This is a genomic window from Microbacterium hatanonis (genome assembly GCF_008017415.1).
Lineage (GTDB): Bacteria > Actinomycetota > Actinomycetes > Actinomycetales > Microbacteriaceae > Microbacterium > Microbacterium hatanonis.
In genome coordinates this window covers 821,053-842,778 of sequence record NZ_VRSV01000002.1, presented here as the reverse complement: position 1 = coordinate 842,778, position 21,726 = coordinate 821,053, and the positions used below count along the sequence as shown (strand labels likewise).

Genomic DNA, 21,726 nt, shown 5'->3' with positions numbered 1-21,726 from the left:
ATGGCCGCCGTCGATACATGTTCGCCTCAGCTCGATTTTCCGGACGGCCGCGCGAAGCGCTGCTGCAGGAGCACCGCGACCACGATGATGACGCCCTTCGCCACCGCCTGCACCGACGACGACAGGTTGTTCTGCACGAACACGTTCGTCAGCGTCGAGAAGATGAGGACGCCGAAGACCGTGCCCGTGATCGTTCCGCGTCCACCGACGAGCAGCGTGCCGCCGACGACGACCGCCGCGATCGCGTCGAGTTCGAGGAGCGTGCCGTTGGTCGAGCTTCCGGCGGTCGTGCGGCCGAGGATCATCACGGCACCGATGCCGGCGCACAGGCCCGACAGGGCGTAGAGCCACATCGTGTGACGGCGCACATTGATACCAGCCAGGCGCGCGGCCTCGCGGTTGCCGCCGATGGCGACCGTACGGCGACCGAACGTGGTGCGGTTGAGGAGGATCCACCCGAGCGCCGCGACCAGCACGAAGATCCAGATGAGCACGTCGACGCCGAGGAAGTCGGCGTTCATGAAGCTGATGAATCCGCGATCGCTGACGATGAGGGTGCGACGGTCGGCGAGGATCTCTGCCAGACCGCGGGCGCCGACCAGCATGGCGAGGGTCGCCATGAACGCCACGACGTTGCCGTAGGCGATGACGATGCCGTTGATCAGGCCCGCGCCGAGACCGACCGCGAGGGCGATGATCACGATGAAGACCCAGTGGAGGTTGTCGGCGAGGTCCTGCACCGCGGCGAGGGTGGCCACGACCGAGGCCAGTCCGAGAACCGATCCGACCGAGAGGTCGATGCCGCCGGCGATGATGACCAGCGTCATACCGATGCTCACGACGCCGAAGATCGACGCCTGCCGGAGGATGACCAGGATGTTGTCGACGGACATGAAGCTCGTCGGCGCGGTGATGGCTCCGACGATCACGATCACCAGGAGCGCGACGACGAGACCGAGGTTGCGGCCGACGGGTCCGGAGAGGGCGCGACGCCATGCGGGCTGAGGAGAGTCCACGGGCGTCGCCGCGGTCTCGGGAGGGGCGCTTCGCAACCCGGTGGGGGACATCTGCTCGCTCACGCGGCGGATCCTTTCATGACGAGGTCGAGCACTCCGTGCTCGTCGATCTGGTCGGACGGGAGGGTACGGAGGATGCGGCCGTCGGCGACGACGAGGACGACGTCGGCGAGACCGAGCACCTCCTCGATCTCACTGGAGACGACGACGACGGCGTTGCCGGCGGCGGCGAGATCACGGATGAGGGTGTAGATCTCGGCCCGGGCGCCGACGTCGACGCCACGGGTGGGTTCGTCCAGCAGCAGCACACGGGTTCCGTGCACCAGCCACCGGGCGAGGAGGATCTTCTGCTGGTTGCCGCCCGAGAGGGTGCGCGCGGCGCGGTCGGGGTCGGCCGGCCGCAACTCGAACGCCTCGATCTGCTCGAGCGCGGTCTTCCGAGCGGAGCGGTCGTCGGTGAAGCCGCCCTTGGTGAACTTCTTCATCGATGCCAGCGTGATGTTCACGAAGATCGGCTCGTCGAGCACGAGCCCCTGGCTCTTGCGCTCCTCGGGCGACAGGCCGATGCCGGCCTTGACCGCGTCGACGACCGACCCCTTCTTCAGGGCCTTGTCGCCGACCTTCACCGATCCGTTGGTCGCCTTCCGCGCGCCGTACACCGTCTCCAGGATCTCGGAGCGCCCCGAACCCACGAGGCCGGCCAGTCCGACGACCTCGCCCGCTCGCACGGTGAAGGACACGTCTTCGAAGACGCCGTCGAGAGCCAGGTCCCGCACGTCGAGCACGGTCGCCGCATCCGCCGGCACCGGGATGCGCGGCGGGAAGATGTTCGCGACCTCGCGGCCCGTCATGAGTCGGATGAGCTCGGGAGTCGGTGTGTCGGCCGCCGACAGGCCGACCGCGGTCGTGCGGCCGTCCTTCAAGACGGTGATGCGATCGCCGATCTGGCGGATCTCCTCGAGGCGGTGCGTGATGTAGACCACCGCGATGCCCTCGGACGTGAGCTCGTGCACGACGTGGAAGAGGTTCTTCACCTCTTCGGTGTCGAGCACGGCGGAGGGCTCGTCCATGATGATGAGCTTGATGTCGTGCGAGAGCGCACGCGCCATGCTGACGATCTGCTTGTTGGCGGCGCTGAGGGACCCGACCTCCGCATGCGGCGAGAGGTTGGAGTGCCCGAGACGCTTCAGAAGCGCCCGCGTCTGCTTGGCCGCTTCCGAACGCTTCGTGAAGCCCCCGCGCGCCAGCTCGTGGCCCAGGAAGATGTTCTCCGCGATGGTCAGGCCGTCGACGACGTCGAGCTCTTGGTACATCGTGGCGATGCCCAGCTCGATGGCTGCCTCGGGCGTCGGGATCTCGACGACCTCGCCGCGCCAGCGGATCTCTCCGCCGTCGGGGCGATGGACTCCGGCGAGGGTCTTGATGAGGGTGGATTTACCCGCACCGTTCTGCCCCAGCACGCAGTGCACCTCACCCGGTGCGATGTCGAGATCGACTCCGCGCAACGCCCGAACGCCGGCGAAGGACTTCGTTACATCCCGTACCTGGAGTAATGACGACTGATGGTCAACTTTGATCACCGGGCGAACATAACACGACACCGCACCAGCGCGCGACCCTTTCCCGCATGCCGATGCGCGGAGCATGCAGAGACCACCCGCGCGCACGCGAGGGCGGGTTTGCGCGCCAGTTGACAGGGCAACAGAACTTATAACCGTCGGATAACAAAAGTTGCCCAACCGACCGTCACTTCTGTTACGGTGATGCTCGTCAGCGTGGACCTCTCCTTCGTATGGAACTCCCGAGAGCACGCTGGCCCAAGCTGCATCACATTCAAGGAGGAAAGAACATGCGCACAATCCTGAAGTCGCGCTCTCGCCTGGTTCTCACCGGCGTCGCGCTTCTCGCCAGCGTCGGACTTCTCGCGGGCTGCACCGGCGGTGCCACCGAGGGTGAGAACGTCGTCGACCAGGGCACCACGACCGAAGAGAACGCCGAAGCCGGCGACACGGTCGTCATCGGCTTCTCCGGACCCGCGGCCGACCACGGATGGCTCGGCGCCATCAACTCGGGCGCACTCGCCGCAGCGGCGAGCTTCCCCGACGTCGAGCTCCGCCAGGCCGAGGGCACCAACGACGTCACCGCGCAGATCGCGGCCGTCGAGACGTTCATCAACGACGGCGTCGACGCCATCGTGCTCCTCCCCAGCGACGGCGCTGCTCTGACCGAGGTCGCGATCAAGGCGATGGAGGCCGGCATCCCGGTCATCAACGTCGACCGCGAGTTCTCGAGCCCGTTCGCCGCGCGTTCCACCGTGCTCGGTGACAACTACGGCATGGGCGTCAGCGCCGGTACCTACATCTGTGCCGAGCTCGGCGGAAACTCCGACGCCGTCATCGGTGAGATCGCCGGCATCGACTCGCTGCCGCTGACGCAGGACCGTTCCGCGGGCTTCGCCGACGCGCTGTCGGACTGCGGCCTCGAGGTCGGACCCCGCGTCGCCGCGGACTTCACCGTGCAGGGCGGCGAATCGGCCACCTCGCAGATGCTGTCGGCCAACCCGCAGATCGACGCCATCTGGAACCACGACGACGACCAGGGCATCGGCGTCCTCGCGGCGATCTCCGCCGCGGGTCGCGACGAGTTCTTCATGGTCGGCGGCGCCGGCAGCCGCAACGCGATGGAGGCCATCGAGGCTGATGACAGCGTGCTGAAGGCCACCGTCATCTACCCGTCGACCCAGGCCGCGGACGGCATCGCCCTCGCTCGCCTCATCGCACAGGGCAAGACCGCGGGCGACCTCATCACGCCGAGCGTTCCGAACCGCATCGTTCTGGACGCGCCCGTCGTGACCAAGGAGAACGTCGCGCAGTTCATCGACCTCTCCTTCGAGTCCTGATCTGATCGTGTGGGGGCACCCGTCATCCGGGTGCCCCCACCTTTCACCCGCTGTCTAGAGAAAGACTTTTGCCTTGACCAAGCCCCTCCGCGTCGCAATGATCGGCGCCGGTTTCATGGGTGTCGCTCATTCCCAGGGATGGCGCGTCGCTCCTCGCTTCTTCGAACTCCCCCTGCAACCCGAGATGTCGGTGCTCGTCGGCCGCGATCTCGAGCGCACGCGGACGTCCGCCGAATGCTGGGGCTGGTCGGAGGCTGCCACCGACTGGCGCGAGGTCATCGAGCGCCCCGACATCGACGTGGTCGACATCGTCACCCCCGGCGACACCCACGCGGAGATCGCGATCGCCGCGCTCGACGCCGGCAAGCACGTGCTGTGCGAGAAGCCGCTGGCCAACACCGTCGCCGAAGCGGAGGCCATGACGGATGCTGCCGAGCGCGCCGCCGCGCGCGGAGTCCGCTCGATGGTCGGCTTCACCTACCGCCGCGTCCCCGCGGCCACCTTCGCCCGCGACCTCGTCGCCGCCGGACGCATCGGCGAGATCCGCCAGGTGCGCGCCGAGTACCTGCAGGACTGGCTCAGCGACGCCGAGGCGCCGCTCACCTGGCGCCTGCAGAAGGACCGTGCGGGCTCCGGCGCCCTGGGCGACATCGGCGCCCACGCCGTCGACCTCACCGAGTTCATCACCGGGCAGAGCGTCTCGCGCGTCTCGGGCATCCTCGAGACGATCGTCTCCGAGCGGCCGCTCCTCGGAGAGTCGTCGGGGCTCTCGGGCACCGCGACCGCCGAGCGCGGCGCGGTCACCGTCGACGACCTCGCCCTCTTCACCGGCCGGCTCTCCTCCGGCGCCCTCGCCTCCTTCGAGGCCACCCGCTTCCGCACCGGGCGCAAGAACGCCCTGCGCATCGAGATCGCGGGCTCCACCGGCGCGCTCTCGTTCGACCTCGAACGCCTCAACGAGCTCGAGTACTACGACGCCACGGCACCGGCCGAGGAGCAGGGCTTCCGCCGCATCCTCGTCACCGAGCCCGGCCACCCGTACGTCGGCAACTGGTGGCCCGCCGGTCACATGCTCGGTTACGAGCACGGCTTCTCCCACCAGGCGAAGGACTTCGTCGAGGCGATCGCCGAGGGCTCCGCCCCTACGCCGTCGTTCGCCGACGGCCTGCACGTGCAGCGCGTCCTCGACGCGGTGGAGCGCAGCTCGAACGCCGACAGCGCCTGGACGGCCGTCGACTGACCGACTTCTCCTCCTCCGCCTCCTCAGGCGATTCCGAGTACCGACGAAAGGACACCGCGATGGCGCGACCGATCACCCTTTTCACCGGCCAGTGGGCAGACCTGCCCTTCGAGGAAGTCGCCCGCCTCGCGGGCGAATGGGGCTACGACGGCCTGGAGATCGCCTGCTGGGGCGACCACCTCGACCCGTGGCGCTGGGACGACGACGCCTACGTGCAGGGCAAGCTCGACGTCCTCGAGCGCAACGGCCTGAAGGTGTGGACGATCTCGAACCACCTCAAAGGCCAGGTCGTCTGCGACGATCCGATCGACCAGCGCCACCGCGACATCGTGTCGGACCGCGTCTGGGGCGACGGCGACCCGGAGGGCGTGCGGCAGCGCGCCGCCGAGGAGCTCAAGAACACCGCACGCCTGGCCGCGAAGCTCGGCGTGAAGACGGTCACCGGCTTCACCGGCTCGTCGATCTGGAAGTACGTCGCGATGTTCCCGCCCGCCAGCGCCGAGATGGTCGCCGCCGGCTACCAGGACTTCGCCGACCGCTGGAACCCGATCCTCGACGTCTTCGACGAGGTCGGCGTGCGGTTCGCCCACGAAGTGCACCCGTCGGAAATCGCCTATGACTACTGGACCACGAAGGCCGCCCTCGAGGCAATCGGCCACCGCGAGGCGTTCGGGCTGAACTGGGACCCGTCGCACATGGTGTGGCAGGACATCGACCCGGTGGGCTTCCTCTGGGACTTCCAGGACCGCATCTACCACGTGCACTGCAAGGACACGAAGAAGCGCCTCGTCGACGGCCGCAACGGACGCCTCGGTTCGCACCTGCCGTGGGCCGACCCGCGCCGCGGCTGGGACTTCATCTCCACCGGCCACGGCGACGTGCCGTGGGAGGACGCCTTCCGCATGCTGAACGCCATCGGCTACCAGGGACCGCTGTCGGTGGAGTGGGAGGACGCCGGCATGGACCGCCTCGTCGGCGCACCCGAGGCCCTCGGCTTCGTCCGCCGCCTCTCGAGCTACGAGCCGTCGGCCGCGGCCTTCGACTCGGCCTTCAGCACGAAGTAGCCCCGACGCCACGGGCCCGACTCCCCAGCCCGGGGGTCGGGCCCGTGTTGCGTGCAGCCGCCTCGGCGGGCGCCCGCGGCGGGCCTCAGGCGCGGGCGGGGAAGCGCGGCGCGAGCCAGGCGAGGAGGTCGGCGCGCACCTCGGCCTGGTTCAGCTCGTTGAAGATCTCGTGCCGGGCGTCGGGGTACACGAGCGTCGTCACGTCGGTGAGACCGGAACGCGTGCGGTACGCATCGGCGAGCTTGTGCACGCTGCGGGGCCCGCCGACCGAGTCCTCGCGCCCGACCATCAGCAGGGCCGGGATGTCGCGGAGGTCGCGGGCGGGGCGCCCGAACAGCCGTGCGGCATCGAGTGGGCCGAAGAGCTTCAGCAACGGCACCGAGGTCGTCAGCGGGTCGTCGAGGAACGCCTGTCCGACGTCGGGGTCGGACGAGAGCCACTCCGTGCCCGTCGCCCCCTCGGCCTTCCACGCCGCGTTCAGGTTGCCGGCGTTGAGCGATCCGGGCCAGCGCAAGGCCGATCCGCTGAGGACGAGGGCGTCGTAGAGGTCGGGATGCTGGTTCACCAGGATCTGCGCGAGGAACGATCCCCACGAATGACCCACCAGCACGAGCGGCAGATCGGGGTTCTCGTCGCGGATGCGCTCCGAGAGCATCCGCACCGCGTCCACCGCCGCGCGGTGCCCGCCGCGCCCCAGCCGGCCGAGCTTCGCGGCATCGCCGCCGTGCTGGCGCATGCCGGTGCGGCCGTGGCCGCGGTGGTCGTCCGCGTACACGGTGTAGCCCTCGGCGACGAGGGAGTCGACGAGTGCCGCGTAGCGCCCGGCGTGTTCACCGACGCCGTGCAGCAGCTGCACGACGGCACGGGGCCGATCGGCGGGATGGACGTCGTAGACGATCGCGACGCCGTGTGCATCGGCGAACTCGGGCATGTCGCCGAGCCTAGCGGGGAGGGGATCTGCGCCGGCGTCGGACCTACCCTTAGCTCGACTAATAAGTTATGCTAAGCACTGCATGAACGACTCGACCACTCCCCCTGAACCCCCGAGCGATCTCGGCGCCGCAGCATCCGACTTCCGGATGGCGACCTTCCGGCTCGCTCGTCGCCTCCGCGCCCAGCGCGCGGTCGACACGATGAGCGACGGCCAGTTCGCCGTGCTCGCCGCCCTGAAGGTCTTCGGTCCGCACACGCTCGCCGAGCTCGCCACGCGAGAGCGGGTGACCGCGCCGTCGATGAACCGCACCGTCAACAGCCTCGAGGAGTCGGGGCTGCTCAGCCGCACCCCCTCGCTCGACGATCGACGCAAGATCACCCTCGATCTGACCGACGAAGGTCGCGCCGTCGTGGTCGAGACGGCCCGCCGCCGCGACGCGTGGCTCGAGGGGGCGCTGGCGGAGATCCCCGCCGACGAGCGCGCGACCCTCGCCCGCGCCGCGAAGATCATGCAGAGGCTGGCGGACCGATGAGCTCCTCGATGTTCCGATCGTTCGCGGTGTTCAACTACCGCGTGTGGTTCATCGGCGCCGTCGTGTCGAACATCGGGGCGTGGATGCAGTCGACGGCCCAGAGCTGGGTCGTGCTCACCCAGCTCACCGACGGCGACGCCGGCGCGATGGGCGTGACGATGGCGCTCCAGTTCGCGCCGCCCCTGCTGCTGGTGGGGGTGACCGGCTGGGTGGCCGACCGCTTCGACCGCCGCCGCCTGATCATGGTGACGCAGACGGTCATGCTGCTGCTGGCGGTCGCTCTCGGCATCCTCGTGCTCACGGGCGTCATGACCCTGCCGCTCATGTACGGCTTCGCCCTCGCCCTCGGCGTGGTCACCGCGTTCGACAACCCGGCGCGCCAGGCGTTCGTCTCCGACCTCGTCGCGCGCGAGAACGCATCGAACGCCGTCGCCCTGAATGCGGCGTCGTTCAACACCGCGCGTCTCATCGGGCCGGCCGTCGCCGGTGTGCTCATCGTGCTGATCGGCAGCGGATGGGTGTTCCTCGTCAACGCCTTCACCTTCGTCGGGATGCTCGCAGCCCTCGCGATCATGCGCCCGCACGAGCTCGTGCCGCGTCCGAAGATGCGCGGCAGCTCGCGCCTGGCCGACGGGATCCGCTACGTCGGCAAGCGCGGCGACCTGGTGGTCATCTTCGTGATGGTGTTCCTTCTCGGGGCCTTCGGCATGAACTTCCCGATCTTCGCGTCCACCATGGCTCTCGAGTTCGGCCAGGGCGCCGACGGCTTCGGCCTTCTCAGCTCGGTCCTCGCGATCGGCTCGCTCACCGGCGCGCTCCTCGCCGCACGTCGGGAACGCGCGCGACTGCGGCTGGTGGTCGTCGCCGCCGGCGGGTTCGGGGTCGCGATGCTCGCTTCGTCGATCGCTCCGAGCTACCTGCTGTACGCCGTGACCCTCGTCTTCGTCGGTTTCTCGGTCGTCACGATGCTCACCACGGCGAACGGGTACGTGCAGACCACGACCGACCCCGCCCTCCGCGGCCGTGTGCTGGCGCTCTACATGGCGATCCTCCTCGGCGGCACCCCGGTCGGTGCTCCCGTGGTCGGATGGATCGCCTCGGAGTGGGGGCCGCGCGCGGCCATCCTCGTCGCCGCGATCGCCGCGCTCGTCGCCTGCGGGATCGGCGTCACGTGGACCCTCCTCTCGGGCCGTGTGCATCGCCACGAGAGCCGGCGTTTCGCGCTCACGCTCGACGAGACGCGCCCGATCGAGGTCGTGCCCGAGCCCGTCCCCGAGGAGTTCAGCGACGAGGTCGCCGGCACCACGGCCATCCCGCTGCCGCGATCCGGCGAGTCCGCTCCCCACCGCTGACGCGACGTCGAAAGTGCCCGCTTCCGCCGAGAGAGGCCGAGAGAACGCGCACGCTCGGCGGTAACGGGCGCTCTCGCCGGGTCAGCGCGTGTAGACCAGCGCGTTCTTGTAGTCGCTGACGGGGATGACACCCACGGGCAGCGGCTCGATCGCCACGCGGACGCGCAGGCGGTCGCGCACCAGCGCGGACGCCGCACTCAGCGCCTCGGCAGCGTCGGCGGCGTCCACGCCCTCCCGCAGCTCGACCTCGAGCGGGATGTCCTCGTCGAAGCGCACCTGCGCCTCGTCGACCTTGCGGATGCGCATGGTGCCCGACAGCACACCGGATGCTGCTTCCAGCACCACCTCGCGGATCGCCGACGGGTAGACGTTCATCGCCTTGTAGATCAGCATGTCGTCGGTGCGTCCGACGCAGCGCATCGTGGGCGTCGCACGCCCGCAGGCGCAGTCGACCGCGGTGATCTGCAGCTGGTCGCGAGACCGGAACCGCAGCACCGGTGACGCCTCGCGCCGGAGGGTCGTGTAGATCGCCTCGCCCGTGGCGCCGGTCTCCCACGGCACGTGCGCGAGGGTGACGGGGTCGATGAGCTCGACGAACACGTCGGGGGCGGCGGTGAAGTGCATGCCGCGGCCGACCTCGCATTCGGCCCACATCGCGGGGAGGATGTCGCCGAGACCCATGAACTCGCTGACGCGGGTGGCGCCCCAGGCATCGAGGATGGCGCGGCGGATGTGCGGTACACCGGCTCCGGGTTCGCCACCCGCGATCACGGTGCGCACCGAGAGTTCGCGAGCCGATACCCCGAGCTCCTGCTCGCACCGCTCGGCGAAGTGCGCCGCGAACGAGGCGGTGGCCACCAGGACGTCGACGCCGAGCCGCTGCATCCCCAGCGCCATGCGCCCGGTGGTCTGGCCGCCGATCCACGCGAGAGCGCCGCCCGCGTCGCGGATGCCGTCGGCGTAGGGCAGGCCGCCGGCGACGATCGCCATCCCCGTCGTCAGCGCGACGACCGATCCGGGCGTGACCCCGGCGGTGCGATAGGCATCGCCGATCCGGGCGCTCCAGCGGCGAACGTCGGTGTCCGTCAATCCGAAGTACGTCGGGGCGCCGGTGGTGCCCGACGAGCTCGTCACCTGCGCCAGCCGACGCGTGTCGACGAGCTGGAACGCGCCCAGCGGGTGCTCGGGGGTGCGCTCGGCCTGCGCCGCACGCAGGTCTTCCTTCGTCGTGAAGGGCAGCGCGAGCAGGTCGTCGAGGCGGGAGGGAGCGGCGGCGCCGCCGATGCGGGCCGCCCACGCGTCGTGGCTGCCCAGCCGGGCGAGCAGGGGGCCGAACTCCTCCAGCTGCGCCGCCTGCGTCGACTCCCAGCTCGCGCCCGCAGCGCCGGCCGTCACTTCTTCGCGCTTCCGGCCTGGCCCATGTTGCGAGGCGCGAAGCCGCCGCCGTCGACCGTGACCACCTGGCCGGTGATCCAGCGCGCCTGCTCGGTGACGAGGAAGAACGCCGCCGACGCGATGTCCCAGTTGTTGCCCTCGGTCTTGAGAGCCACGTTGTCGGCGCGCACCTGTCGCTGTTCGGCCGACAGGCCGCGGGCGGCGAACGCACCCCAGATCATGCCCACGCGCACGCAGTTGACCCGGATACCGCGAGGAGCCAGACTCGCCGCGGCCCCGGTCGACATCTTCTCGAGCGCCGACTTCGCGAACGAGTACGACATCCCGGGCCCGCGCCCCTCTGCGGCCCCGGACGAGATGGTCACCATCGCGCCCCCGCGGTCCATATGGCGCTGAGCGTGCCGCAGCACGAACCACACCGCGGTGAAGTTGAGCATCATCCCCCGCTCGAACTCCTCCGGCGTCGCGTCGAACATCGGCTGCGTGCCGCCCCCGCCGATCGAGTCCGCGACGACGTCGATGCGTCCGAAGTGCGCGGCCGCAGCATCCACGGCCGTCTTCACCGACGCGTCATCGGTGACGTCCACCTCGAAGAACTCCGCCGTGCCGCCGGTCTCGCGGATCGCTGCGACCGTGCGCTCTCCCGCAGCGGCGTCGCGGTCGAGCACGGCGATGCGGGCGCCGCTGCGCGCGCACAGCCAGGCGAGGGCGAAGCCCACCCCGCCCTCCGGCCCGCTCAGTCCGCCGCCGGCGACCAGAGCCACCTTGCCCTCGAGCCACGGGGCCGAGGCCGTCGCCAACGGGTCGCCGACCGGAACAGGCCAGTTCTCTTCGCTCATGTCGCTGCCTCTCTGCAGGGATGGATGTCGGCGCCGTGCTCAGCGCACGGGGAAGGCGAGGCCCGACCAGGCACCGAGCACCCGGAAGACCAGCGACATCGCCGCGTTCGACGAGCCTGCCACCACGATCGGGAACTGCCCCACCGACGATCCCGCGATCGTGCGATGGAAGTGGTCGGGCTCGAACGTGCGGTCGCCGCGCCCGTTCAGCCCCTTGCCGACGGCCGCGAGCTCGCGCTCGGTCTTGCCCGCTCGGGTGGTGATCCACTCGCGCACGTCCTGCTTGCTCATGCCGGCGGAGGCGAACAGACGCGCGTGCTCGGGGTTGAGGAGCAGTCCGGTCGGGCTGTGGGGGCCGATGAGCGCGCCGGAGCGCTGCACGGTGTCGACGAGGTCGCCCAGCACGTCCTCCGGGGAGGTGAAGCTGCGATTGTCCACGAGCTCGAACCCGCGGACCAGCGTCGCGGAGACCACGTCGTCACCGGGCGCGTGACCCAGCTCGACCGACAGGGGCTCCCACGGACTCTCTTCCTCGTTCTCCCCGATGCAGAGATTCCACCGACCGGGCACGCCGAGGGTCGCCTGTTCGAGCTCGCGCGGCCGTATGCCGAATCCGTTGCGCACGGTCAGGCCGATCGCGCGGGGCACGCTGAGGTTGGCCCGGAAGCCCGGGCCCAGCGCGCCCCCGGCCGAGGCGATGCCGAGACGCTGCCGGATCGAACCGTTCACGATCAGCAGCGGACCGGGACCGCTCGTGCTCTGCCACCCTCCCCCGAGGGCGGCGCGCTCGGACGACAGAGCGTCCCACGCGGCGAGCACGAGCGGCAGATGTTCGGGCAGGCAGCCGGCCATGACGGCGTTGACGGCGACGTCGCGCACCGTGACCTCGCGCTCGAGCTGCGGGTGCCTGCCGACGATGTCGTCGGGGTCGCGATCGGTCTCGGCGAGGAACCGGGCGACGATGTCGTCGGTCGCGGCCACCGCGGGCAGACCATCGGTCCACCCCTGGCTGTGCAGGTGCTCGGTCACGTCTCGAGCGCCCTCCGGGTCGAGCTGCGCGGTCGGAGCGTCGACGGGCGACTCGGTCCCGACGAAGCCGGTCACGACGCGAGTGCCGGTACGCGGTCGCCCAGCAGGCGGGCTTCGACCGCGGCCGCCAGAGAGCGCCCCCGCTCCTCCACGCCCGTGTCACTGAGGTTCGCGATCGGGTGAGCCGTCTGGAGGAACGGGAACTCCGGCGCCCCCTTCAGCCCCGCCATCGCCTGCGACGGCGCGACGAACGAATCGGTGCAGATGACGGCGGTCGGAATCCCCATGCGCTCCAGTGCGATCCCGTCGGCGACGGCCGAGGCGCTGCACGACCCGCAGTCGCCGACTCCGACTACGACCACATCGCATTCGTTGATGAGCTCCTCGACGAGGTCGACGGGCAGCGGCATCGCGAACACGGTCTTGGTGAGATGCACCAGCGAATCGACATCGTTCCGGGCGGCGAGCTCGGCCCCGAGCGCCGCGAGGATGCCGTCGGCATTGCGCTTGGTGTTCTCGAGCAGACCGATGCGCAGCCCCGCGAGGCTGTTCGGCCGGGGGGCCGCGGCCGCGGCCGCGGATGCACCGACCTGGTGCCGCGCCGTGGGATCGATGATCGCAACCATGGGAGTACCTCCTCGTAGAACTGGCACCACTATGACGCGGGCTCCTCAGCGGCCGGGCGGCGCTTCCACACCGCGGAATGGCGGATCTTCCGCCGCATCCTGCCTCTTAGCGTCGAGATGTCAACGACGACCGATGGAGGGAACACCCATGACGACAGCACGCGCCGCGTTCTTGAGCGGACCGAGTCGATTCGAGATCGAAGAGGTGACGCTCCCCGAGATCTCGGCGGACGACGCCCTCCTGAGAGTCGAGGTCAACGGCCTCTGCGGAAGCGACATCGAACAGGTCACGACGGGAGGGAGGTTCGGCCGACTCGTTCCCGGACACGAACCCGTCGGGGTCATCGACCGCATCGGCGCCGACGCCGCGCGGCGGTGGGGGGTCGCGGAGGGCGACCGCGTGGCGGTGGAGGTAGTGGTCCCGTGCCACCGGTGCCGGCAGTGCGTCGCCGGCGTCTTCAGTTCGTGCGAGGACTCCGTCGGTGCGTACGGCTACCGTCCCGTACCGGGGAGTGCGCTGACGGGCGGCTTCGGGGAGTACATGTACCTCCACCCGAACTCCGTCATGCACCGCATCTCGAACGACGTGCCCTTCGTCGAGGCCGCCATGTACAACCCGTTGGCCGCCGGGTTCCGCTGGGCGAACCACCTCGGCGGCGTGAAGGAGGGCGACACGGTCGTCGTCTTCGGCGCGGGACAGCGGGGCATCGCGGCCGCCATCGCTGCCCTGTCGGTGGGCGCCGCGCACGTCATCGCCACGGGCCTCACCCGCGATGCGCACAAGCTGGAGCTCGCCCGCCGGTTCGGAGTGGAGACCACGATCGACGTGGAGCGCGAAGACGCGGTCGAGCGCATCGCCGAGGTGACGGGCGGGCGGGGCGCCGATGTGGTGCTCGACCTGACGCCCAACGCGGCCCAGCCGGTGCGCGACAGCCTCGACGTCGCCCGCATGGGCGGGACCGTCGTGCTCGCGGGCCTGAAGCACGGTGCGTCGATCGAGATCGTCACCGACCGCATCGTGCAGAAGGGCCTGCGCGTGATCGGTGCGCGAGGGGTCGAAGGTCGCGCGATCGGCGAGGCGATCGCGCTCATCGAGTCGGGCGCCTACCCCCTCGGCTCGCTCAGCACCCACACCTTCGGTCTCGACGACGCCGCGCGCGCCATCGAGGTGCTCGCGGGGCGCGTCGATGACGAGCCGAGCGTGCACGTCAGCATGATCCCCTGACCCGCCCGCACACGCAGAAGCGCCCGCCCCGCGATCGGGACGGGCGCTTCTGCGTGCGGCGGGTCAGCCCTTCAGTGTCATGGACGTCCACGGGGTGAGGTTCGTCGCCGGCATCCGCTCGTCCACGCCCTGCCAGCGCGAATCGTTCAGCAGCGGCAGCCAGCCGGTGTACCACGCGACGGGCGCGTAGATCATGAGCTCTCCCGCGCGTTCCTGCAGATCGCGGAACGCCTCTCCGCGCACCTCCCGATCGGTCGACGCGAGGGCGGCCGACGCCGCCGCCATGATCTCGTCGTCGCAGATTCCCGACGGGTTGGACGCCGCCAGCTTGTCGGGGTTGCAGGCGTACCAGCGCACGATGCCGTTGCTCGGGTCCGACCCCAGCGTCGAGCGCAGGAAGGCGATGTCGAAGTCACTCTCGGTGTACACCTTCTCGGTGAAGACCGCCGAGGCCGACCCGACGAGGTTCAGCGTGATGCCGACCCGCTCGAGCTGCGCCGCCGCCATCTCGGCCGTCGATCCGACCTCGCTGAGCTCGGTGATGTAGCGGGTGTTGAGCGTGAAGCGCGAACCGTCGGGGCCGACGGGGTACCCGGCGTCGTCGAGCGCGTCGTTGATGGCGTCGACGTCGTGCGGGTAGTCCGTTGCGAAGTCGATGTCGTCGTTGACGGCCCAGTCGAGCTCGGGCGGGAAGAAGGTCTCGGCGGGGGTCCCTCGTCCGCCGAGAGCGACATCGGCGATCTCGGTGCGGTCGAGGGCCGCGTAGACGAGCTTGCGAAGCTCGGGGTCATCGAGCTTGCCCCCCACGCCGTTGAACATCATGGTGATGACCTGAGGGAACGACCCGCCGCTCATCTGGCTGATGTCGTTCCGACCGTCGGCCTGCGACAGCTGCGCGGGGTCGAGGCCGGCCTGGTCGACCTCTCCGGCGAAGAGCGCGAGTGCGCGGCTGTTCGGATCGCTCATGATCGGGTAGATGGCTCGGTCGACGAGCACCTCGCCGTCCCAGTAGTCGGGGTTCTTCTCGAGGATGACCTCGGAGCCCGACTGGAACGACCCGAACATCATGGGTCCGGTTCCGATCGGCGCCATGTTCGCGGGGTTCGTCACATAATCGGTGCCCTCGTAGATGTGCGCCGGCAGCATGTACTGCACGGCCAGGGTCTCGAGGATCGGCCCGTACGTCTCGGTCAGGCGCACCTCGACCGTGCGCTCGTCGACGATGTCGACCGACTCGAACCGCGCGGCGAGGGCCGCGCCGAACGTCTGCAGCTCGACGATCTCGTCGAGGTTGAACTTCACGTCCTCGGCGGTGAACGGCTCGCCGTCGTGCCAGGTCACACCCTCGCGGAGCGTCAGGGTGAGGAGCTTTCCGTCGTCGCTCAGCTCCCACTCCTCGGCGAGGCCCGGAGACAGCTCGTACGTGTCGGAGATGCGGATGAGGGTGTCGAGGATCTGCGCGCTGAAGGCCGACGGCGAGGCGCCGTTGGTCAGCTGCGCGTTGAAGCTCTGCGGGTCGGCGGCGAGCGCCTGCACGTAGATGCGTTCGTCGGAGCCCGATGCACCTCCCCCGTCGGTGGAGCCGGAGCAGGCGGTCAGCGCCAGGCCGACCGTGGCGATCGCGGCGAGCACCCCCCAGGTGCGGTTGCGTTTGTTGAGCACGTTTCTCTGCCTCTCTGCAGGTGTCTGGGACACGGTGTGTTCTCTGGATGGGACGATCAGTCGGCCGGTGCCAGCTCGGGCGCCGCGGCCAGGAGCGTCCGGGTGTACGGATGCTGCGGGTCGGCGAACAGCCGGTCCTTCGGCCCTTCTTCGACGATCTCGCCGGACTTCATCACGTAGACGTAGTCGGCGACCTTGCGGACGACCGGGAGGTCGTGGGTGATGAAGACGTAGCCGACGCCGATCGTCTCGGTCAGGTCGGCCATGACCTTCAGCACCCCCGCCTTCACCGACGCGTCGAGCGCCGAGACCGCCTCGTCGGCGACGATGATGTCCGGACCGAGCGCGATGGCCCGGGCAATGAGAACGCGCTGGCGCTGGCCGCCGCTGAGCTCGTGGGGGAATCGGTCGAGGAAGCGGCCGGCGGGCTCCATCCCCACGAGCTCGAGGGCCTCGATCACCTTCGCGCGCACGGCCGATCGACCGCTCGCGATGCGGTGCAGCCGAACGACCTCGCCGATGGCCTGCTCGACGCGCTTGCGCGGGTTGAGCGAACCGGCCGGGTCTTGCAGCACCGCCTGCACGCGGCGCCGGTAGGCCCTCCGCTCGCCTCCGCGCAGCTGCGCGATGTCGTGTCCGTCGAGTTCGACCGTGCCGTCGGTCACCGGGATGAGGTCGAGCAGCATGCGGGCGAGAGTGCTCTTCCCGCTCCCGCTCTCGCCGACGATGGCGACGAACCGGCCGGGCTCGGCGCGCAGCGACGCGTTGCTCACGGCGACGACGGGTGCGCCCCCGCGGCGCCCGCGGAAGGACTTGGTCACGGACAGTGCTTCAAGGAGCATGGCTTGCCTCCTCCTTCGAGAGCTCGCGACGCAGCTCCCAGGGGATCGAGTACAGCTCGAGGTGTTCGTCGGAGAGGCTGCGGACGCTGCGCAGGAGTGCCTGCGTGTACCGGTGCCGGGGTCGGGCGAGCACCTCGACGGTGAGGCCCTCCTCGACGACGCGGCCGTTGTACATGACGTAGATGCGATCGGTCATGCCGGCGACGACGGCGATGTCGTGCGAGATGAGGATGAGCGAGTTCCCGAGCTGCGACACCGTCTCATCGAGCGTGCGCAGCACCCGGGCCTGCACGGTCGCGTCGAGCGCCGTCGTCGGCTCGTCCGCGATGATCAGGTCGGGGAGCTTGGCGATGGCGATCGCGATCAGCACGCGTTGGCGCATCCCCCCGCTCAGTTCGTGGGGAAAGCGCATCGCGACCTGCTCCGCGTCGTCGAGTCCCGCGAGCCGCAGGAAGCGGGCGACCTCGCTCACGCGGGCGGCGCGTCCTCGTCGCGACTGCGGCTCGAGCGACTCCGCCACCTGCGCGCCCACCTTCATCGTCGGGTTGAGGAAGGTCAGCGGGTCCTGGAAGATCATGCCGATCCGGCGAGCGCGCACCTCGGCCCATGCGTCGGCGGACGCTCCGTTCATCTCCCGGCCGGAGAAGTGGATCGCCCCTTCGACGCGTACCCGCGGCGAGGTGGGCAGGAGGCCCGAGATCGCGCGACCGGTGATGGACTTGCCCGACCCGGACTCCCCGACGATGCCGACCCGCTCGCCGTCGTGCACGGTGATGCTGACATCGCTCACCGCCTCGACCTCGGTGCGGTCACCGGTCGGCAGGTGCACCCTGAGGTTCTCCACACGCAGGATCGGCTCCCGCCCCGCCGCGCGCGACTCCCGCTCGGCCGCACGCCCGTTCGCGACGGCCATCACTTGACCCGCCCGATCGTCGGATTCAGCGCGTCGTTCAGACCGTCGCCGAGGATGTTGACGGCCAGCACGACCAGGAAGATGCACATGCCGGGGAAGAGTGCCAGCCACCAGGCCTGCTGCATGTAGGCCTGCGCCGAGTTGAGCAGCGCCCCCCAGCTCGGCCGGTTCGTGTCGCCGATGCCGAGGTAGGCGAGCCCCGATTCCACGAGGATCGCGCGGCCCACCGTCATGCTGGTGGCCACGAGCACCGGGGGCATGGCGTTGGGGATGACGTCGGACCAGAGGATGCGGATGCCCCCGAACCCGGCGGCCTTCGCCGACTCGACGTATCCGAGCTTGGAGATGCGCATCGCCTCTGCTCTGACGATCCTGGCGCAGCTCGGCCACATGGTGATGGCGAGGATGACGACGATGATGAGCACGTTCGACCCCAGCAGGGCGGCCGCCACGAGCGCGAGGATCAGACCGGGCAGCACTTGGAAGAACTCGGCCACCTTCACCAGGGCGGTGTCCATGAACCCGCCGTAGTACCCGGCGAGGCCGCCCACCACGACGCCGATCGTCATGCACAGGAGCGCGACGGTGAAGCCGACGAGGAGCGAGATCTGACCGCCGTAGACGACGCGGGCGAGATAGTCGCGCCCGAGGTCGTCGGTCCCGAGCGGGAACTGTCCGCTCGGCGGGAGGAGGGGCGGATTGCCCGTCGCGCTGGGGCTCCCGACGAAGAACGGCCCGATCACCGATACGAGCACGAACAGCAGCAGCAGCGGCAGGAAGATCAGGGTGGAGGGCTTGCCGAGGAAGACCTTCCATGTCGGCCGCCGCGATGCGACCCGTCCCTCGGTGGGAGCGCCGGGATCCGTTCCGGTGGGCTGGGAGGCGCCGATGACGATGGCCTCGTCGGTCGTGGTCATGCCGGCACCTCGATCTTTCGTGTGGTGGTGCTTCTGCGGACGAGCTGCGACCGCAGCCGGGGGTCGACGATGCCGTAGACGACGTCGGTGAGGATGTTGACGATGATGATCGTGACCGTCAGCACGATCACGACGCCCAGGACGACCTGGTTGTCCTGGCGTCCGATCGCATCGATGAAGAGCAGACCCATGCCCGGCCATCCGAAGACGCGCTCGACGAGCACCGAGCCGGCCAGGATGAACCCGAGGCTGTAGCCCGAGATCGTGACCATCGGCAGCAGCGCGTTCGGCATGGCGTGACGCCACAGGACGCGCTGCGACGAGACGCCCTTGGATCGGGCGGTGTCGATGAAGTCCTGGCTGAGCGATTCGATCATCGACGCGCGCATGATGCGGGTCTTGTAGGCGAGCTCGCTCGTGGCCATCGTGATGATCGGCAGCACCATGTACTGCAGGGCGATGCCCTCCTGCCCGTACGGCGCCTTGCCCTGGGTGGGCAGCCACCCGAGGGTGAGCGAGAACACCATGATCAGCATCATCCCGAGCCAGAAGTTCGGCACCGAGAAGAGGCCGACCGCGACGCCCGAGATGGTGCTGTCGAGCCACCGGCGACGCGTGCGGGCGGCGATCGATCCGAGCACGATCCCGAGCGTGGTCGAGATGACGAACGACGGGACCGCGAGTGCGAGGGTGTTGCCGGCCCGGCCCAGGATCAGTTCGAGCACCGGTTCGTTCGTGCCGAACGAGAAGCCCAGGTTGCCGGTGAAGACATTGCCGAGGTAGATGAAGTACCGCTCCCAGAGCGGCTTGTCCAAGCCGTAGGCGGCGGTGATCTGCGCTTCGAACGCGGGCGAGATCGGGACGTCGCCGACGAGACTCTGGATGGGGTTGCCCGGCGCGAGCTCGAGCAGCACGAACAGCACCGTGATCACGGCGACGAACAGCAGCAGCGAGGAGACGAGCAGCCGCCCGTAGCGGCTCACGATCGCCCTCACGATCGGGCTCCCCGTCGACGGGCGGAGGGTCGGCAGCATCCGCGGCACGGACGGTCGGGCTCCGCGGGACCGTCGGAACGGGCGGTGGGGAATGCGAGCATCGGATCTCCTTCGATTCACGCTCGTGAAGTGTGGGTTCACCTTCGCCCCGGGCCTCTCGGTGTCCCAACGCCCGGTTCCGCCGGGCGGAAGGTCGGTCGCCGGCAGGCCGGGCCGGAGGGCGTCAGAAGAAGCCGGCGCTGCGCCGATTGAAGTCGACGGTGCGCGGGTGGGGACGGGTTCGGCGCTCGGCGAGCGCGTGCCCGACGCGGGTCGCCGCGGCGCGCACCGGATCGACGAGCTTCGCGGGATCGTCTCGTCCGATGAGGTACACCGTGCCGACCACGGTCTCCACGCTCCCGTCCTCGCTGAAGACCGGGGCGGCGACAGCCCCCGCACCGAGCGAGATGGTCTGGCTCACGACGACGAACCGATTGCGCCTCGCGACCTCGAGCGCCGCACGGACGGCGGCCGGATCGGCCAGGGTGTGCGAGGTGAACCGCTTCAGTGGGCGGGAGAGATAGTCGTCCACGAACGCCGGTTCGGCGTAGGCGAGCAGCGCGAGCCCCGTCGCGGTCACGTGCAACGGCATCCGACCGCCCATGCGGTTCTCGCCTGAATAGTTCGAGTGGGGTCGCAGCGCCTCGAGGTACATCACGTCGCCGCCGTCACGCACTCCGAGATGCACGGTGAGGCCGGTCAGCCGGTGCAGGTCCGAGATGTGCGGCAGGGCGCTCTCGCGCAGGCGCAGCGCGCGGGTCGACGACGACGCGAGATCCAGGATCTTCCGGCTCAGGCGGTACCGGCCCTCGTCGTCCAGCTCGAGGCCGCCCCATTCCAGCACCTCGTGGGCGAGCCGATGAGCCGTCGTCAGGGAGAGATCGGCGTACCTGCTGATCTCCGTCAGCGTGAGCGCACCACCGCCCTGCGAGAACGCGCCCAGCACCGCGAGCACGCGTGCGGCGGCCGTCCGTTTCGCGTTCTGCTCCTCCGTCACGGTCTCCAGAACCATCCCGATCCTCCTTCTCCGCACCTGCCCCGGCCCGGCAGGGCTCTCATCGTCGTCATCACGGCACGTCGATCAGAGCCTCGGCCAGGTCGAGGAACGCGAGCGCGTTGGCGGATCCGATGCGCTCGGCGTCCTCGTCCGACAGCTGCAGGCCCGACAGCGTGGTACCGAGCACGCCCGGTCGGGGCATGGCAGGGAAGTCGGTGCCGAGCACCAGGCGGTCGGCACCGAGGTAGTCGACCGCGAAGCGGAGCCCGCGCGGGTCGAAGAGCATGGAGTCGTAGTAAAAGCGTCTCGCCACGGCGCTCGGCGCCACAGCCGATCGCGTGTCGGGGTCCTGCTGCGACCAGAAGTAGTCGGCGCGCGCCAGCATGAGCGGCAGGCCGCCGGCGGCATGACTGAAGAGCACGCGTTCGAGCCGGCAGCTGTCGGCCATGCCCCCGAAGAGCAGGGAGGATGCGGCGCGCGCCCCCTCGATGCCGACGCCGATCGATCCGCGCAGCGCCGCGGGCAGCTCCGGTTCGTCGGCCCGCGGAAGGGTGTGGACGAACACCGACAGCCCACGACGGTCTATCTCCCGGAAGAAGTCGGTGAACCGGGCGTCGCCGATCGCCACCCCTCGCACGTTCGAGGGGACCTCGACGCCGCGGAGCCCGAGATCGCGGACCGTGCCGAGCTCCTCGGCGGCCGAATCGGGATCCTGCAGCGAGACCATCCCCAGTCCGTGGATGCGGCCACCGCTGCCGGCGACGAGTTCCGCCACCGACTCGTTGACGTAGCGCGAGATCTCCCGGGCGAGGGGCGCGTCGATGGCGGTGTTCAGCAGCGGGGGCATCGGCGAGACGATCTCCTGATCGACCCCCGAGGCATCCATCGCGTCGATCCGGCTCTCGGCCTCGAAGAACGCGGCGCGCGCGCGGAACCGGGTCGCACCGAACACGAGCGTCCTCGCCGTGTCGGCCTCGATCGGCTCCATCGCAGGCAACCCCTCATCCGGAGGGAAGACCCCCGGGATGACATGGGCATGGGCATCGATGATCATGCGTCCTCCTCGTCGAGGTCTGCCGTCGGCCGGCGCCACCACTCTCCGACTACACCCGCGTCGGGGCATCGATCCTTCCGCCTGATGGAAGCCGGGCACGCCCGCGCGCCCGATCCCGACTTCGCCGAACGGCTTCCGCTGAGTGGAAAAGAGGGG

At 69.7% G+C, this 21,726-nt stretch carries 20 protein-coding genes; 6 read left to right on the top strand and 14 right to left on the bottom strand.

Annotation, left to right across the window (positions count from 1 at the left end):
- Window positions 1–26 precede the first annotated feature (26 nt).
- Both FVP77_RS14075 and FVP77_RS14070 read right to left on the bottom strand, forming a co-directional pair.
- On the bottom strand, window positions 27–1,079 hold the full coding sequence (locus FVP77_RS14075) for an ABC transporter permease (protein WP_425463143.1): 1,053 nt from the start codon (window positions 1,077–1,079) through the stop codon (window positions 27–29).
- On the bottom strand, window positions 1,076–2,662 hold the full coding sequence (locus FVP77_RS14070; RefSeq protein WP_147895196.1) for a sugar ABC transporter ATP-binding protein: 1,587 nt from the start codon (window positions 2,660–2,662) through the stop codon (window positions 1,076–1,078). The genes FVP77_RS14075 and FVP77_RS14070 overlap by 4 nt, the downstream gene beginning before the upstream one ends.
- Before the next feature lie 203 nt (window positions 2,663–2,865).
- On the opposite strand from FVP77_RS14070, the gene FVP77_RS14065 reads away from it, so the two are divergent.
- The 3 genes from FVP77_RS14065 (at window position 2,866) to FVP77_RS14055 (ending at window position 6,219) form a co-directional block, all read left to right on the top strand.
- Window positions 2,866–3,915, top strand: a complete 1,050-nt coding sequence (locus FVP77_RS14065) for a substrate-binding domain-containing protein (protein ID WP_147895195.1) — start codon at window positions 2,866–2,868, stop codon at window positions 3,913–3,915.
- Between the two features lie 97 nt (window positions 3,916–4,012).
- A complete protein-coding gene (locus FVP77_RS14060; protein ID WP_147895689.1) occupies window positions 4,013–5,155 on the top strand; it encodes a Gfo/Idh/MocA family protein in 1,143 nt (380 codons plus the stop codon).
- A 59-nt stretch (window positions 5,156–5,214) separates the two neighbouring features.
- Complete coding sequence (locus FVP77_RS14055; RefSeq protein WP_147895194.1) at window positions 5,215–6,219, top strand: sugar phosphate isomerase/epimerase family protein; 1,005 nt, start codon at window positions 5,215–5,217, stop codon at window positions 6,217–6,219.
- Window positions 6,220–6,304: 85 nt separating this feature from the next.
- Here FVP77_RS14055 and FVP77_RS14050 read toward each other — a convergent pair whose 3' ends face one another.
- Entirely contained in the window at window positions 6,305–7,150 is an 846-nt protein-coding gene (locus tag FVP77_RS14050; protein WP_147895193.1) for an alpha/beta fold hydrolase, read from the bottom strand.
- A gap of 82 nt (window positions 7,151–7,232) precedes the next feature.
- On the opposite strand from FVP77_RS14050, the gene FVP77_RS14045 reads away from it, so the two are divergent.
- Together FVP77_RS14045 and FVP77_RS14040 are read left to right on the top strand one after the other, a co-directional pair.
- A complete protein-coding gene (locus FVP77_RS14045; RefSeq protein WP_246134121.1) occupies window positions 7,233–7,685 on the top strand; it encodes a MarR family winged helix-turn-helix transcriptional regulator in 453 nt (150 codons plus the stop codon).
- On the top strand, window positions 7,682–9,037 hold the full coding sequence (locus tag FVP77_RS14040; RefSeq protein WP_147895192.1) for an MFS transporter: 1,356 nt from the start codon (window positions 7,682–7,684) through the stop codon (window positions 9,035–9,037). Before FVP77_RS14045 ends, FVP77_RS14040 begins: the two co-directional genes overlap by 4 nt.
- An 81-nt stretch (window positions 9,038–9,118) precedes the next feature.
- On the opposite strand, the gene FVP77_RS14035 is transcribed toward FVP77_RS14040, so the two are convergent.
- From FVP77_RS14035 to FVP77_RS14020, 4 genes are read right to left on the bottom strand one after another with little or no spacing between them, the layout of a single operon-like run.
- Window positions 9,119–10,432 (bottom strand): phenylacetate--CoA ligase family protein, encoded by a 1,314-nt coding sequence (locus tag FVP77_RS14035; RefSeq protein ID WP_147895191.1) that lies wholly within the window; start codon window positions 10,430–10,432, stop codon window positions 9,119–9,121.
- Window positions 10,429–11,271 carry an SDR family NAD(P)-dependent oxidoreductase gene (locus FVP77_RS14030; RefSeq protein WP_147895190.1) on the bottom strand — a complete coding sequence of 281 codons (843 nt, stop codon included), beginning with the start codon at window positions 11,269–11,271 and terminating at the stop codon, window positions 10,429–10,431. The genes FVP77_RS14035 and FVP77_RS14030 overlap by 4 nt, the downstream gene beginning before the upstream one ends.
- A 39-nt stretch (window positions 11,272–11,310) precedes the next feature.
- Window positions 11,311–12,375, bottom strand: coding sequence for a hypothetical protein (locus FVP77_RS14025; RefSeq protein ID WP_147895189.1), 1,065 nt, complete (start codon window positions 12,373–12,375; stop codon window positions 11,311–11,313).
- Window positions 12,372–12,926, bottom strand: coding sequence for a UGSC family (seleno)protein (locus FVP77_RS14020; RefSeq protein ID WP_147895188.1), 555 nt, complete (start codon window positions 12,924–12,926; stop codon window positions 12,372–12,374). Before FVP77_RS14020 ends, FVP77_RS14025 begins: the two co-directional genes overlap by 4 nt.
- Before the next feature lie 148 nt (window positions 12,927–13,074).
- Between FVP77_RS14020 and FVP77_RS14015 the strand changes: the two genes are divergently transcribed.
- A complete protein-coding gene (locus tag FVP77_RS14015; protein ID WP_147895187.1) occupies window positions 13,075–14,151 on the top strand; it encodes a zinc-dependent alcohol dehydrogenase in 1,077 nt (358 codons plus the stop codon).
- Between the two features lie 63 nt (window positions 14,152–14,214).
- Here FVP77_RS14015 and FVP77_RS14010 read toward each other — a convergent pair whose 3' ends face one another.
- From FVP77_RS14010 to FVP77_RS13980, 7 genes are all read right to left on the bottom strand, one after another.
- A complete protein-coding gene (locus FVP77_RS14010) occupies window positions 14,215–15,813 on the bottom strand; it encodes an ABC transporter substrate-binding protein (RefSeq protein ID WP_187266946.1) in 1,599 nt (532 codons plus the stop codon).
- Between the two features lie 56 nt (window positions 15,814–15,869).
- Window positions 15,870–16,655 carry an ATP-binding cassette domain-containing protein gene (locus FVP77_RS14005; RefSeq protein ID WP_147895185.1) on the bottom strand — a complete coding sequence of 262 codons (786 nt, stop codon included), beginning with the start codon at window positions 16,653–16,655 and terminating at the stop codon, window positions 15,870–15,872.
- The gene (locus tag FVP77_RS14000; protein ID WP_147895184.1) at window positions 16,645–17,568 is read right to left on the bottom strand and encodes an ABC transporter ATP-binding protein; all 924 of its coding nucleotides are present in this window, start codon (window positions 17,566–17,568) and stop codon (window positions 16,645–16,647) included. Before FVP77_RS14000 ends, FVP77_RS14005 begins: the two co-directional genes overlap by 11 nt.
- Window positions 17,568–18,485 (bottom strand): ABC transporter permease, encoded by a 918-nt coding sequence (locus FVP77_RS13995; protein WP_147895183.1) that lies wholly within the window; start codon window positions 18,483–18,485, stop codon window positions 17,568–17,570. Before FVP77_RS13995 ends, FVP77_RS14000 begins: the two co-directional genes overlap by 1 nt.
- Window positions 18,482–19,519, bottom strand: a complete 1,038-nt coding sequence (locus FVP77_RS13990; RefSeq protein ID WP_147895182.1) for an ABC transporter permease — start codon at window positions 19,517–19,519, stop codon at window positions 18,482–18,484. The genes FVP77_RS13995 and FVP77_RS13990 overlap by 4 nt, the downstream gene beginning before the upstream one ends.
- A 184-nt stretch (window positions 19,520–19,703) precedes the next feature.
- Window positions 19,704–20,531, bottom strand: coding sequence for an IclR family transcriptional regulator (locus FVP77_RS13985; protein ID WP_147895181.1), 828 nt, complete (start codon window positions 20,529–20,531; stop codon window positions 19,704–19,706).
- 55 nt (window positions 20,532–20,586) lie between these two features.
- Window positions 20,587–21,570 (bottom strand): amidohydrolase family protein, encoded by a 984-nt coding sequence (locus FVP77_RS13980; protein WP_187266945.1) that lies wholly within the window; start codon window positions 21,568–21,570, stop codon window positions 20,587–20,589.
- Window positions 21,571–21,726 lie beyond the last annotated feature (156 nt).

Excerpts from the sequence above, each read along its gene's own strand:
- FVP77_RS14070 (WP_147895196.1), bottom strand. The coding sequence starts at position 2,662 with ATGCTCCGCGCATCGGCATGCGGGAAAGGGTCGCGCGCTGGTGCGGTG.
- FVP77_RS14065 (WP_147895195.1), top strand. The coding sequence starts at position 2,866 with ATGCGCACAATCCTGAAGTCGCGCTCTCGCCTGGTTCTCACCGGCGTC.
- FVP77_RS14060 (WP_147895689.1), top strand. The coding sequence starts at position 4,013 with ATGATCGGCGCCGGTTTCATGGGTGTCGCTCATTCCCAGGGATGGCGC.
- FVP77_RS14055 (WP_147895194.1), top strand. The coding sequence starts at position 5,215 with ATGGCGCGACCGATCACCCTTTTCACCGGCCAGTGGGCAGACCTGCCC.
- FVP77_RS14050 (WP_147895193.1), bottom strand. The coding sequence starts at position 7,150 with ATGCCCGAGTTCGCCGATGCACACGGCGTCGCGATCGTCTACGACGTC.
- FVP77_RS14045 (WP_246134121.1), top strand. The coding sequence starts at position 7,233 with ATGAACGACTCGACCACTCCCCCTGAACCCCCGAGCGATCTCGGCGCC.
- FVP77_RS14040 (WP_147895192.1), top strand. The coding sequence starts at position 7,682 with ATGAGCTCCTCGATGTTCCGATCGTTCGCGGTGTTCAACTACCGCGTG.
- FVP77_RS14030 (WP_147895190.1), bottom strand. The coding sequence starts at position 11,271 with ATGAGCGAAGAGAACTGGCCTGTTCCGGTCGGCGACCCGTTGGCGACG.
- FVP77_RS14020 (WP_147895188.1), bottom strand. The coding sequence starts at position 12,926 with ATGGTTGCGATCATCGATCCCACGGCGCGGCACCAGGTCGGTGCATCC.
- FVP77_RS14015 (WP_147895187.1), top strand. The coding sequence starts at position 13,075 with ATGACGACAGCACGCGCCGCGTTCTTGAGCGGACCGAGTCGATTCGAG.
- FVP77_RS14005 (WP_147895185.1), bottom strand. The coding sequence starts at position 16,655 with ATGCTCCTTGAAGCACTGTCCGTGACCAAGTCCTTCCGCGGGCGCCGC.
- FVP77_RS14000 (WP_147895184.1), bottom strand. The coding sequence starts at position 17,568 with ATGGCCGTCGCGAACGGGCGTGCGGCCGAGCGGGAGTCGCGCGCGGCG.
- FVP77_RS13995 (WP_147895183.1), bottom strand. The coding sequence starts at position 18,485 with ATGACCACGACCGACGAGGCCATCGTCATCGGCGCCTCCCAGCCCACC.
- FVP77_RS13990 (WP_147895182.1), bottom strand. The coding sequence starts at position 19,519 with ATGCTGCCGACCCTCCGCCCGTCGACGGGGAGCCCGATCGTGAGGGCG.
- FVP77_RS13985 (WP_147895181.1), bottom strand. The coding sequence starts at position 20,531 with ATGGTTCTGGAGACCGTGACGGAGGAGCAGAACGCGAAACGGACGGCC.
- FVP77_RS13980 (WP_187266945.1), bottom strand. The coding sequence starts at position 21,570 with ATGATCATCGATGCCCATGCCCATGTCATCCCGGGGGTCTTCCCTCCG.